Consider the following 12114-nt stretch of genomic DNA (forward strand, 5'->3'; position numbering starts at 1 on the left):
CCGGCGCCCGCCCGCCCCGCCGCCGCCTCAACCGCCCCAGCCCCAGCCCCAGCCACCGAAGCCAAAGCCGAAGCCGAAGCCGCCGATAAGGCCCCATCCAAGGCCGCCTGCACCACCCGCCGGTTGAAGGTCTGCCGCAAGCTGTTGGTGGTGATCAGACCCATGCGCTGCACCGCGCCGGCCCCCACGAGCGCCGCCGCCCGAGCCCACCAGAACATCACAAAGTCGGCACTGTCCGGCACATCCGGCCACGCGGCGCGCAAAGCGTCCACATACCCATCGCCTAACGCCGCCCGCATCGTGGACGCGCCTATAAACGGCGGGTTGCCCACTATGAAATCGGCCTGCGGCCAATCGGCCTGCCGGGGGTTCACGTAGCGCCACTGCAGCACCTGCGCGGCCTCGTCGGGTACCCGCTGGCCAGTGACGGGGTGCGGCTTGAAGGCAGCGCCATCCCACCGGGTTAGAACCTTGCCGCTGGCGTCGGTCATCGGCTCTTGGCGGTCGTAGGCCAACACCGCATCGCGGTGCTCAATGTTGCCGTAATCGTGCACCACCGGCTCAACCATGCTGGCGCGGCCATAAGTGCGGATGTGCCACTGCAAAAAGCCTATCCACAGCACCAACTCGGCCAGCGCAGCGGCGCGCTGGTTCAGCTCCACCCCGCGCAACTGCTGCAAGGTCACGGTCTCGCGGCCCAGGTCCAGCGCATCTTGCGTATCGCCCAAGGCGTTGAGTTGGTTCAACACCTCGCCCTCTAGGCGCTTGAGGTGCTCCAGCGTCACATACAAAAAGTTGGCACTGCCGCAGGCCGGATCCAGCACACGCAGGGTACACAGCCGGTGCAAAAAATCTTTCACCTGCTGACGCGCCTCGGCCCACTTGGCACGCACGGCGGCGTGGTGGCGGTCCAGCGCGGCAAAATCTTTTTTGATCTTGACTTCGGGCGGATGCGCTTCCAGCTCGGCGGCTTCGTGCGCCAGCAGCAAGGCGGCAGCCTGGGCGTTGGCCCACTCGGCGCGCAGGGGCTCAATCACGGCGGGCAGCACCAAGCGCTCCACATAGGCGCGCGGCGTGTAGTGTGCGCCCAAGGCGTGGCGCTCGGTGGGGTCCAGCGCACGCTCCAGCAAAGTGCCAAAAATAGCAGGCTCCACCTCGCGCCAATTGGCCCGGGCGGCTTGGAGCAGCAGATCGATTTGCTCGGGCCGCAGCAACAGGCTGTAACCGTCGGCGCTGCTGCCCTTGAACAGCTTGCCGTTGAATTTGAGCACGTCTGCAGTCAGCGCCGCCGAAAAACCGCCTCGGTCCATGTCGGCCCACAGGATGCGCAGCATCTGTTGCAAGGTGGCGGGGCTTGCGCGGTGCTTGAGCAACAAGTCTTGGAACGCGCCCTTGGGCAACAGCTCCACATCCTCGGCAAACATGGAGAACAGGCAGCGCGACAGGTAGGCCGCCACCGTGTGGGGGTCGTGCCCGTCCTGCTCCAAAGAGCGGGCCAGCAAGGCCAACTGCTGGGACACCTCCCGAGTGACTTGCGCGGCAATCAGCGCCGGGTTTAGGTCATTGGGTTGCGTCCAAATCAGGCGCAGCCGCTCCTGCACTTCTGGCTTGGCCAGGTCGGCCAGCAAGATGCGGTGGCTGCGCGGGTCGGGGAACGGCGTGTAGGTGCCGCCACTGCGGCTGAACTCGGCCTACACCTCGATCACGGTGCCCACGTCCAGCACCAGCACAAAGGGCGGCCGCCCTTCGTCGGCGGGCAAGGCGCGGGCGTAACCCTCGCCTTGGCTGCGGGCGCGCAACAAGCCATCATCAAAGCCTTTGGTGTGGGCCAGCGCTTTAAGCTTCTTGGCTTCCAGCACGAAGTGGCCGCGCTTGTAGCAGTCGATGCGGCCCGCGCTGGTCGAGCCGTCGCCGTGGCTGAAGCTGACGGGGCGCTCGAACATATAGTCTTGCGCGGGCGTGGGGTGCGGCTTGGGCACGCCCAGCAACTCGCACAGGTCGATGACGAAGGATTGAGCCGTGGCCAGCTCGCTCGCGCTGACTCCCTGCCAGCGTTGAATGAAGGCCTGCGCCGTGGTGCTTGTCGTTGTTGTGCTTGTGCCCATCTGGCAAATGATAGTCGCAGGCAGCATGGGGCAAGGGCCAGTTCAATTCCCAAAACGGAAATCGATGCCGCGTCCCGCAGCCCTTAGCGCAGGCCGTACCAGACTCCCCGGCCACTGCCGTGCTGATCAAGCGTGCCGCGCTCGACCAAGGCCCGGAAATGCTGCTTGAGCGTGTTGCGGCTGGCCCCGCTTAGTTTGATGGCCTCGCCGATGGTAACGCGGCCGTGCTCGCGGGCAAACTCGACGATCTGTAGCTGCAGTTCCGGCAGGGCCGCCAGCACGATCTTCTCGCGCTCGACTTTTTTCTCTAGGCGCCGCACTTGCTCGGCCAAGGAGCGCAGAAAAAACACCAGCCACGGCTGCCAGTTTGGCGACTCCGTGCGGATCGTGCCTTGGGTCTGCCGCAGCGCTTTGTAATAGGCTTCCTTGCTCTGCTCGATCACACTCTCCAGCGAGCTGTAAGGCACGTAGGCATAACCGGCCTGCACAAGCAGCAGCGTGGTCAACACGCGGGAGAGTCGCCCGTTGCCGTCCTGAAACGGATGGATCTCCAGGAACACGACGATGCACAGGGCAATCATCAGCAGCGGGTGCAAGCGGGCCCCATCCTGGCGTTGGCGCTCCTGGTTCACCCAGGCGACCAGCTCCGCCATCAGGCGGGGCGTGTCGAAAGGCGCGGCCGTCTGAAACACAATTCCAATCTGCGCGCCGGTTTCGTCGAAAGCGGCGACGCTGTTCGAGTGGGTCTTGTAATTGCCGCGATGCCAACTGTCCTTCTCGCTGTAGCGCAGCAGGATCTGGTGCAACTGCTTGAGGTGGTTCTCGGTGAACGCAATATCCCGCCAAGACGAGAACACCAAGTCCATCAGTTCGGCGTAGCCGGCCACCTCCTGCTCGTCGCGGCTGGCGAAGGACTGGATTTCTAGGTTCGACAGCAACTGCTCCACCTCGCGGTCGGTCAGCTTGCTGCCCTCTATGCGGGTCGATGAGCCGATGCTCTCGATGGTGGCCACGCGGCGCAATGCCGACAGGCGGTCGGGTGCGAGCGTGCCCAAGGCGCGCCAAGCGCCCTTGAACTCTTCGATCCTGGCGATGAGGCTCAGGATCTCCGGGGTGATCTGAATGGCGTCGGCTCGCAGCATGAACCAATACTACACCCATTTACACCCAATACCGCGCCGGCACAAATCGGCGCGTCTGACTACATGGTGGCTACATGGCGTCCAAGCAACAAAAAAGGCCAGTCCGAAAACCTGCCTAAGTTGTTGATTTATTTGGTGGGCCTCCCGTGAGTCGAACACGGCACCAACGGATTATGAGTCCGCTGCTCTAACCAAGCATGAGCTAGAGGCCCGTCTGGCAATCTCTGCGGCAGGGTTGCCGTGGCAAGGTCAGGCAGGCTGGGCAAGCCGTTTTGCCTGACACATGGCGCAGAAACACACAAAGCCGGGATTTTATCTCTTGCGCCACCGACTTGGGCTTTATTGCCGCGGCTGGCTCAGGGCGTTGCCCACCAGCTTGGCCGTGATGTCCACGATCTGGATCATGCGCTCGTAGGGCATGCGCTGCGGGCCGATCACGCCCAGGGTGCCCACCACGGTGCCATCTACGGTGTAGGGGGCACTGACCACCGACAAATCCTCGAAGGGCACGCCGCCTTGGCTGTCGCCACCGATGTAGATGCGCACCCCATCGGCCTGGTGCGAGACTTCAAGCAGGCGCATGAGCTGTGTTTTTTGCTCGAACAGGTCAAAAAGGCGCCGCAACTGCCCCAGGTCGTGCGTGAAATCGCTCACCGACAGCAGGTTGCGTTCGCCTGCCACCACCACGGCGTCTTGTTGCGCATCCGACTCGCTGCCCAGCTCGACCGCTTGCAGCATGAGGGAGGAAATTTCACCGCGCAGGCTCTCGACCTCGGTGCGCAGGCGGTCGCGCACTTCGGTCAGCGTCAGGCCCGCGTAATGGGCGTTGAGAAAGTTGGCGGCTTCTTGCAGTCGGCTTTGCTCCAGTTCGGTCTGGGTGTGGATGACGTGGTTTTGCACCTCGCCATCGGGCGAGACCAAAATCACCAGCACGCGCCGTTGCGACAGGCTGAGAAATTCGATGTGCCTAAACACGCTGGCGCGCTTGGGCACCCGCACCACCCCGACGAAATGCGACAGGCTGGAGAGCAGTTGCGCCGCCTGGTTGATCACCTGCCGCGGTTGTTCGCCTTGCAAGGTGGCTGGGGGCATGGCATCGACGGCCTGCATGTCGTCGCGGCGGGCGGTGAGCATGGTGTCGACGAACAGGCGGTAGCCGCGCGCGGTGGGCACCCGGCCGGCCGAGGTGTGCGGGCTGGCGATCAGGCCCAGCTCTTCCAGGTCGCTCATCACGTTGCGCACGGTGGCGGGCGACAACTCCAGCCCGGCCGCGCGCGCGAGGGTGCGCGAACCCACCGGTTGGCCGTCGGCAATGTAGCGTTCTACCAAGGCTTTGAGTAAGAGCTTGGAGCGGTCATCGAGCATGGGAAGATTTTAAGCAGCTTGTGCTTTAATTTAAGCATGGATTCGCAAAGTCGCTCACCCGCTGCACCACCACCCCCGGCGCAACTGCGCTTTCGCCACGTGGCGGTGATCGGCAAGTACAACGCCGTGGGCTCGCGCGGCGCCATCGACACCCTGGCGCATTTTTTGTTGCAACAAGGTTGCGCCGTCAGCCTGGAGCGCGAAACCGCCCTCAACACCGGGCTGGAGCAGCACCCGGTGCTCGATGTGAGCGAGATCGGCCAGCACTGCGATCTGGCGCTGGTGCTGGGTGGCGACGGCACCATGCTGGGCGTTGGGCGCCAGTTGGCGCGCCAGCAGGTGCCGCTGGTGGGCATCAACCAGGGCCGCTTGGGCTTTATCACCGACATCCCTTGGGAAGGCTACGCCCCGGTGCTGCAAGCCATGCTGCACGGCGAGTTTGTGCAGGACCGGCGCGACCTGATTCAGGCCGAGGTCTGGCGCGACGGTGCCTGCATTTTCGAGACCATCGCCATGAACGATGTGGTGGTCAACCGTGGCAGCGCGCCCAGCATGGTGGAGCTGCGGGTGGAGGTCGATGGCCATTTTGTGGCCAAGCAGCGCGCCGACGGGCTGGTGATCGCCACGCCCACGGGTTGCACCGCTTATGCTTTGTCGGCTGGCGGGCCGCTGCTGCACCCGGCCATCGACGGCTGGATCATGGCGCCCATTGCACCGCACACGCTCACCAACCGCCCCATCGTGCTGCCGGCCAGCGGCGAGATCGCGGTCGAGGTGGTCTCGGGGCGCGACGCCAGCGCCCACTTTGATATGCAAAGTTTTACCAGCCTGCTGCACGGCGACCGCATCGTGGTGCGGCGTGCGGCGCACCAGTTGTGCCTGCTGCACCCACTGGGCTGGAGTTTTTTTGACACCTTGCGGCGCAAGCTGCACTGGACCGAAGGGGGTGTGGGTTGAGCTGGCAACGCATGGCGCTGCGCGACTTTGTGATCGTGCGCGAACTGGAACTGGATTTGAGCCGCGGCTTTACCGTGCTCACCGGAGAGACCGGGGCGGGCAAGTCGATTTTGATTGACGCGCTGCAACTGGCCTTGGGCGCGCGCGCCGATGCCTCGGTGGTGCGCGAGGGCGCGGCGCGGGCCGAGATCGTGGCCGAGTTCGAACCCACGCCCGCTGCGCTGCTCTGGCTGGCCGAGCAGGGCTTCGAGGGCGAGGTGGGCGAACCCTTGCGGCTCAAGCGCCAGCTCGACGCCCAAGGCCGCAGCCGGGCTTGGATCAATGGCAGCGCCGCCAGCGCGACCCAGTTGCGCGAGCTGGGCGAATTGCTGCTCGACATCCACGGCCAGCACGCCTGGCAGAGCCTGACGCGGCCCGAGGCGGTGCGCCTGCTGCTCGACGACTACGCCCGCATCGACTCCCGCAGCCTGCGCCAGCTCTGGAGCGACTGGCGCAGCGCACAGCGCAGCCTAGAGCAAGCGCACACGCAGCAGAGCCAGTTGCAGCAGGAGCGCGAACGCCTGCAATGGCAAATGGGCGAGCTCGAACGCCTGGCCCCGCAGCCGGGCGAATGGGAAGAACTCAACCTGCAACACGGCCGGCTGGCGCACGCCCAGGCGCTGCTGGAGGCGGCGCAAACGGCGCTGCTTTGCCTGAGCGAAGACGAAGCCAGCGCCCGCACCTTGCTGCACCGCGCCGCGCAGGCGCTGCAAGCGCAGCAACACGTGGAGCCGCGCTACCAGGGGCTGGCCGAGCTGCTGGCCAGCGCGCTGGCGCAGGTGGACGACGCCTGCCACGACCTGCAGCAGCACGCCCAGCGCAGCGAGCTCGACCCGGCGGCGCTGCAGGCGCTGGACCAGCGCCTAGGCCTGTGGTTGGCGCTGGCGCGGCGCTTGCGCTGCGAGCCGCAGGCGCTGGCCGAGCGGCTGCAAGCCTGCCGCCAGGCGCTGGCCGAACTCGAACGCAGCGCCGACCTGGCTGCACTTGAGGCGACCGAAAGCGCCGCCAAGGCGCGCTTTCGCGCCGAAGCCGAGCGCCTGAGCGCCCTGCGGCTGGAGGCCGGCGCCCGGCTCGGGCAAGCCATCACGCAGGCCATGCAGGGCCTGGGCATGGCCGGCGGGCGCTTCGAGGTGCGGCTGCAAGCCTTGCCCGAGCCGCAGGCGCATGGGCTAGACCAAGTCGAATTTTTGGTGGCCGCGCACCCCGGCAGCACGCCGCGCCCGGTGGGCAAGGTGGCATCGGGGGGCGAGTTGTCGCGCATCGCGCTGGCGATTTCGGTTTGCACCAGCGAGGTCGGCAGCGCCCCGACGCTGATTTTTGACGAGGTCGACAGCGGCATCGGCGGCGCGGTGGCGCACACCGTGGGCCAGCTCATGCGCCGCCTCGGGCACGACCGCCAGGTGCTGGCCGTAACGCATCTGCCGCAGGTCGCGGCCTGCGCGCACCAGCATCTGCGCGTGAGCAAAGGGCAAGACGCGCACGGCAGCAGCAGCCAGGTCGAGCCCCTAGACGGGGAGCAACGGGTAGCCGAAGTGGCGCGCATGCTCGGCGGCCAGCAACTCACCGCCACCACTTTGGCGCACGCCCAGGAGCTGCTGTGCAACTCGTCCTGATCACCGGCATGTCGGGCTCGGGCAAATCGGTGGCCCTGCACGCGCTCGAAGACGCCGGCTTTTACTGCGTAGACAACCTGCCGCCCGATCTGCTGGAGCCGCTGATCGAGCTGCAGCAGGCCGAAGCCACCGAGCGCGTGGCGGTGGCCATCGACGTGCGCAGCGCCCGCGCCCTGCCCACCCTGCCCTTGCGGCTGCGCCAGTTGCGCGAGCGCGGCCTGCCGCTGACGGTGCTGTTCCTCGACACCAGCACCGAAACCCTGGTGCGCCGCTTCTCCGAAACCCGGCGCCTGCACCCGCTCTCGCTCAAAGACAGCAGCGACCAGCGCCGCGCCTTGTTCGAGGCGATCGAGCTCGAGCGCGAGCTGCTCAGCAGCCTGCGCGATCTGGCCCAGGTGCTCGACACCAGCCAGCTCAAGGCCGCGCACCTGCGCAGCTCGGTCAAGGCGCTGCTGCAACTGGCCCCGGCCCGGCTCACGCTGGTGTTCGAGTCTTTTGCCTTTAAGCGCGGGGTGCCAATGGACGCCGATTTTGTGTTCGACGTGCGCATGTTGCCCAACCCGCATTACGAACCCGAGCTGCGCCTGCTAACCGGACGCGATGGCCCCGTGGCCAAATTTTTGCTGGCCGAAGCCGAAGTCGCTGCCATGCAAGAGCAGATCGGGGGCTTTTTGCAACACTGGCTGCCACGGCTGGAGGCGGATCATCGCAGCTACGTCACGGTGGCCATCGGCTGCACCGGCGGGCAGCACCGCTCGGTGTATCTGGTCGAGCGCCTGGCCGAGCGCTTTGCGGGTCTGGCCAGCGTGCAAATCCGGCACCGCGAACTTGACGCCTTGCAGCACCCCTAGCGCCTAGGCGCCCGGCGCAGGCTACAGGTTTTCCAGCAACCAGGCGCGGATCGGGGCTGGCAGCGCGATGGGCTGCTGCGCTGGATGCTGCTGCGGCTTGCCCAAGGTGTGCACCCAGCGCCCCGGCCCGTCGGCGATAGGGTCCTGCGCACCCGCAGCCCATTGCCACTGCACCGGGTGCAGGCGCAGCTCGCGGTGCGTCAGGCTGTGCGGGATGACCGGATGCAGGATCGGCGTCTGGCCAGCGCCCACCCCCGGCGGCGCTTGCAGCGCGGCCTGCTCGGCGTGCAAGACCGGCGGCGCGTACAAGCCGGCCCAAATGCCACGCGGCGGGCGCTGCTGCAGCCAGATGGCCCCGTCGGGGCGGCGCAGCAGCAGCAGCCACCAGTCCTCGTGGCGGCGCGGGCTGCGGCGCGATTTTTGTGGCAGCTCTGCCACGCGCTGCTGTGCCAGCGCTTGGCAGTATGCGGCGGCGGGGCAATCGGAGCAGCGCGGCCGACTGCGGGTGCAGATTTGCGCCCCCAAGTCCATCAGGCCTTGGGTGTAGGCGGCCATGTCAGCGGCGCTGGCTTGTGGGGCCAGCAGCGCTTGGGCCTGCTGCCAGAGCACGCGCTTGGTGGGCGCGTGCGCCAGATCGCCCTCAAAGGCCAGCAGCCGCGCCAGCAGGCGCTGCGCGTTGCCGTCCAAAATCGACACCCGCTCACCAAAGCAAAAGGCCGCAATCGCCGCCGCCGTGCTGGCCCCGATGCCGGGCAGGCGCTGCAGCTCGGCCGCCGTGCTAGGCCAGTGCCCGCCCTGCTGCACCAGCTGGCGCGCGCAGGCGTGCAAGTGGCGCGCCCGGCTGTAATAGCCCAGCCCGCTCCAATGCGCCAGCACCTCGTCCGGCTCGGCCTGGGCCAGTGCGTTCAAATGCGAAAAGCGCTGCAAAAAACGCTGGTAATAGGGCAGCACGGTAGCGACCTGGGTTTGCTGCAGCATGATTTCAGACAGCCAAACCCGGTATGGGTCGCGCGTGCCCTGCCAAGGCAGGTGGTGGCGGCCGTGGCGGCGCTGCCACGCCACCAGCGTGTCAAAAAAATCCGCCGGCTCCACCGATGGGCTTCAAGCCGAGGCTGGGGACAGCGCGGGCTCGGGCCGCAGCAAACGGGCCGCCCCGGTCGGCCCGGGAGCCACCGTGTCCTCAGCCGCTTCAGGCCGACACACCTCGGTGCACAACTGCTCCCAGCGCGTCCGCTCGGCGTCGACTTCGGCTTGGCGCGCCTGCAACTCGTCAATGCGCTCATCCAAGCTGCCTGCGGCCTCTTGGATGCGGTGCACCGCCTCGATGCGGCGGGCAAAATTGCGCCGGCGCTCACGCAACTGGCCATCGAGCCGCGCCGCCGCCGTCTTGCTCCAGAGTTCGACCTCGGTGGAGGCTTCTTCGTACAACTTGCGCAAGCGCGACAGCACCGCCTTGGCCAGGCGCTCGCAAAAGCCGGCCTGCGTCAGGCGCAGCAGATTGGTCACGCCCAAATACTGCACGTGCGTGTTTTCGATCTCGTCGATCGCCTGCCAATAGCGCGACAGATCGAGCCGCTGCGGAGCCTGCAGGGTAAAACCGTATTCTGCGTTGAGGTTGCGAAACATGCCCGTGAGCATTTCATGCACCTCGTCGGCCAAGCCCTGGGTTTCGGCCAAATTTTGGCGCAAACTGGCAAAGGTGGTGGTGTAGATTTTCTTGACGCCCAACTTCACCCCCGGCTGCTTGAGCGCCTCGGCCAACTCGGCCACCTCGGCCTTGATCTGGTTGCTGCCCAGCAGCGCAAACAAGCGCCGCAGCGTTTTAAGGTGCACCGAACGCAGGGCCTGGATGCGTGCTGCGCTTTGATCGAACTCGGTTTGTTCGAGCTCGATGCGGGCGCGCATTTGCCGAATTACCGTGGCGTTTTTGCCACGCAGGGATTGCAGCTCTTGCACCTGTTCTTCGATTTCGTGTGCGCGCACCTGCAACTGGCGCTCCACTTCGGTGCGCAAATGGTGCACCGCCTGCTCCAGGCCCGACTGCAACAGGCGCCGCCGCTGCCCCAGCACGTCATCGGCCAGCGCGCGCTCGAGCTCAGGCAGGCGGCTTTGCTGCAACAACTGCGCATCTTGGCGCACCTTGGCCAGCAGGCCTTTTTGGGCCGACACCGCGAACACCTGCTGCCCTTGCAGCCCCAGCACCTCGGCGCTGTGTTGGCGCTGGCGCTCGATCTGCGCCTCGATGGCCTCGGGGGTGCTCAACTCGTCCCAGAGCACATCGATTTTGTTGAGCACCACCAAGCGCGCCTCGCTGCGCTCGGCCACCGGCGCCAGGTGTTCGCGCCAGATGGTCAGGTCGGATTTGCTTACCCCGGCATCGGCCGCCAGAATGAACACCACCGCATGCGCCTGCGGCAGCAAACCCACCGTGAGCTCGGGTTCGGTGCCAATCGCGTTCAGACCCGGCGTATCGACAATCACCAGCCCCTGCTTGAGCAAGGGGTGCGCCATGTTGATGAGGGCGTGGCGCCAGCGCGGCACCTCCACCAGCCCATCGGGGCCTGGCACGGGGTTGTCCTTGGGGTTGTCCTCGTGCCAAAAACCCAGTGCGCGCGCTTGCTCAAGGGGCACGCGCACGGTCTGCGCCACCCGCTCGATGGCTTGCGCGAGCTGCTCGGGCTGGTTCACGTCGAGGTCGATGCGCTGCCACTGCTCGGGTGCGCTGCGCCATTCCAACAGCGACTGCGCCTGCATGCGGGTTTCGATCGGCAGCAGGCGCAAACAAGGCGGCAGATCGGCCTCGTAGCCCAGTTCGGTGGGGCACATGGTGGTGCGCCCCGCGCTGGCGGGCATGATGCGGCGCCCATAGCCCGCAAAAAAAATGGCGTTGATCAGCTCGGATTTGCCGCGCGAAAACTCGGCCACGAAAGCCACCATGACCCGGTCACTGGCCAACTGGGCCTGCAAATTGGCCAAGCGCGCGCGCGAACCCTCGTCGAGCAGGTCGTGCGCATCAAGCCACTGACCCAGCCGCGTCAAATCTTGCGTCCGCAGCTGACGCCAGCGGTTGTGCTGCTCAAATTGTTGGATAAAAGCCATGGCAGCAATATAGCACCGGCGGCGGCGCAGCGGCTACCGGTGCGCCGCCACCGCTCAGGCTTTTTGACACTGCGCGCAGTAATAACTCGAACGCTGCCCCTGGCGCAGCAGCCGAATGGGCTTGCCACAGACCCGGCACGGCTGCCCGGCCCGGTCGTAGACTTGGGTTTGCAGTTGAAAGTGGCCGCTTTGCCCGTCGGCGTTGGAGAAGTTGCGCAAGCTGCTGCCCCCGGCTTGCAAGGCCTGTTGCAGCACCTGCACGATCGCCGCATGCAGCCGCTGCACCCGGGGCCGGCTCAGGCGTGCCGCCACCGTGGTGGGGCGAATACCCGCAGCAAACAGCGCCTCGGAGGCATAAATATTGCCCACGCCCACCACCACCTCGCCCGCCAGCAACACCTGCTTGATGCAGGCGCGGCGCTGGCGCAAAGCGGCAAAAAAGGCCTTGGGTTCGAAATCCGGCGTCAGCGGCTCCACCCCCAGCCGGCCCAGCAGCTTGCGCGCCACCGGGTCCGACTCGCTCTGGGCATAGACCACCGCCCCAAAACGGCGCGGGTCGTGCAGGCGCAGCACGCCATGGTTGGTCACCATATCAAAATGGTCGTGCGGGCCCGGTGGCGGCAACTCGGTGGCCAAACGCAGGCTGCCCGACATGCCTAGGTGCAGCAACAGCAGGCCATGGTCCAAATCGAGCAGCAGGTATTTGCCCCGCCTGCGCACCCCCAGCACCTGGCGCTGCAACAGCGCTTCGGGCGCCACCCCGAGGGGCCAGCGCAGCGGCTGGCCCAGCCCGATGCGCTCAATGCGGGCCCCGAGCAGCCGCTCGGCAATGTTGAGGCGGGTGGTTTCGACTTCGGGCAGTTCGGGCATGGGTCGGGCTTGAGAAAAACACAGAATCGGTGCCACGCCCCGCAAGGCAGCAGCCCATCCATTATCATGGGCG

The 12114-nt window shown here is 66.3% G+C and carries 10 protein-coding genes and 1 tRNA gene; 3 read left to right on the forward strand and 8 right to left on the reverse strand.

Annotated elements, in window-relative coordinates; all coding sequences use genetic code 11:
• From SRAH_RS00850 to hrcA, 5 genes are all read right to left on the reverse strand, one after another.
• On the reverse strand, positions 1-1628 hold a 1628-nt coding region (locus SRAH_RS00850), incomplete at its 3' end, for a DNA methyltransferase (RefSeq protein WP_369403331.1).
• Between the two features lie 63 nt (positions 1629-1691).
• Complete coding sequence (locus SRAH_RS12920) at positions 1692-2105, reverse strand: type IIL restriction-modification enzyme MmeI (protein ID WP_232840957.1); 414 nt, start codon at positions 2103-2105, stop codon at positions 1692-1694.
• A gap of 83 nt (positions 2106-2188) precedes the next feature.
• A complete protein-coding gene (locus SRAH_RS00855; RefSeq protein ID WP_029461468.1) occupies positions 2189-3247 on the reverse strand; it encodes a Fic family protein in 1059 nt (352 codons plus the stop codon).
• 133 nt (positions 3248-3380) lie between these two features.
• Positions 3381-3459, reverse strand: a tRNA-Ile gene (locus SRAH_RS00860).
• 127 nt (positions 3460-3586) lie between these two features.
• Complete coding sequence (gene hrcA, locus SRAH_RS00865; RefSeq protein WP_029461469.1) at positions 3587-4612, reverse strand: heat-inducible transcriptional repressor HrcA; 1026 nt, start codon at positions 4610-4612, stop codon at positions 3587-3589.
• Positions 4613-4648: 36 nt separating this feature from the next.
• Here hrcA and SRAH_RS00870 point away from each other — a divergent pair, with 36 nt between their 5' ends.
• Genes SRAH_RS00870 through rapZ form a run of 3 tightly spaced genes read left to right on the forward strand, consistent with a single transcriptional unit; the run spans position 4649 to position 8072 of the window.
• Entirely contained in the window at positions 4649-5569 is a 921-nt protein-coding gene (locus SRAH_RS00870) for an NAD kinase (protein ID WP_045475708.1), read from the forward strand.
• Positions 5566-7221 (forward strand): DNA repair protein RecN, encoded by a 1656-nt coding sequence (recN, locus tag SRAH_RS00875; protein WP_029461471.1) that lies wholly within the window; start codon positions 5566-5568, stop codon positions 7219-7221. Before SRAH_RS00870 ends, recN begins: the two co-directional genes overlap by 4 nt.
• Before the next feature lie 8 nt (positions 7222-7229).
• A complete protein-coding gene (gene rapZ / locus SRAH_RS00880; protein ID WP_052369035.1) occupies positions 7230-8072 on the forward strand; it encodes an RNase adapter RapZ in 843 nt (280 codons plus the stop codon).
• 21 nt (positions 8073-8093) lie between these two features.
• Here the strand turns inward: rapZ and mutY are convergent, their stop codons facing one another.
• Genes mutY through mutM form a run of 3 tightly spaced genes read right to left on the reverse strand, consistent with a single transcriptional unit; the run spans position 8094 to position 12041 of the window.
• Complete coding sequence (gene mutY / locus SRAH_RS00885; protein ID WP_045475711.1) at positions 8094-9164, reverse strand: A/G-specific adenine glycosylase; 1071 nt, start codon at positions 9162-9164, stop codon at positions 8094-8096.
• Between the two features lie 9 nt (positions 9165-9173).
• Positions 9174-11171, reverse strand: a complete 1998-nt coding sequence (locus tag SRAH_RS00890) for a dynamin family protein (RefSeq protein ID WP_029461474.1) — start codon at positions 11169-11171, stop codon at positions 9174-9176.
• Positions 11172-11225: 54 nt separating this feature from the next.
• On the reverse strand, positions 11226-12041 hold the full coding sequence (gene mutM, locus SRAH_RS00895) for a bifunctional DNA-formamidopyrimidine glycosylase/DNA-(apurinic or apyrimidinic site) lyase (RefSeq protein ID WP_029461475.1): 816 nt from the start codon (positions 12039-12041) through the stop codon (positions 11226-11228).
• Positions 12042-12114 lie beyond the last annotated feature (73 nt).

It is taken from the genome of Serpentinimonas barnesii (genome assembly GCF_000696225.1).
In the GTDB taxonomy this organism is placed as follows: Bacteria; Pseudomonadota; Gammaproteobacteria; order Burkholderiales; family Burkholderiaceae_C; genus Serpentinimonas; species Serpentinimonas barnesii.

Bases quoted from the DNA above. Each gene is read 5' to 3' on its own strand.
- SRAH_RS12920 (WP_232840957.1), bottom strand. From the start codon at position 2,105: ATGGGCACAAGCACAACAACGACAAGCACCACGGCGCAGGCCTTCATT.
- SRAH_RS00855 (WP_029461468.1), bottom strand. From the start codon at position 3,247: ATGCTGCGAGCCGACGCCATTCAGATCACCCCGGAGATCCTGAGCCTC.
- hrcA (WP_029461469.1), bottom strand. From the start codon at position 4,612: ATGCTCGATGACCGCTCCAAGCTCTTACTCAAAGCCTTGGTAGAACGC.
- SRAH_RS00870 (WP_045475708.1), top strand. From the start codon at position 4,649: ATGGATTCGCAAAGTCGCTCACCCGCTGCACCACCACCCCCGGCGCAA.
- rapZ (WP_052369035.1), top strand. From the start codon at position 7,230: ATGTCGGGCTCGGGCAAATCGGTGGCCCTGCACGCGCTCGAAGACGCC.
- SRAH_RS00890 (WP_029461474.1), bottom strand. From the start codon at position 11,171: ATGGCTTTTATCCAACAATTTGAGCAGCACAACCGCTGGCGTCAGCTG.
- mutM (WP_029461475.1), bottom strand. From the start codon at position 12,041: ATGCCCGAACTGCCCGAAGTCGAAACCACCCGCCTCAACATTGCCGAG.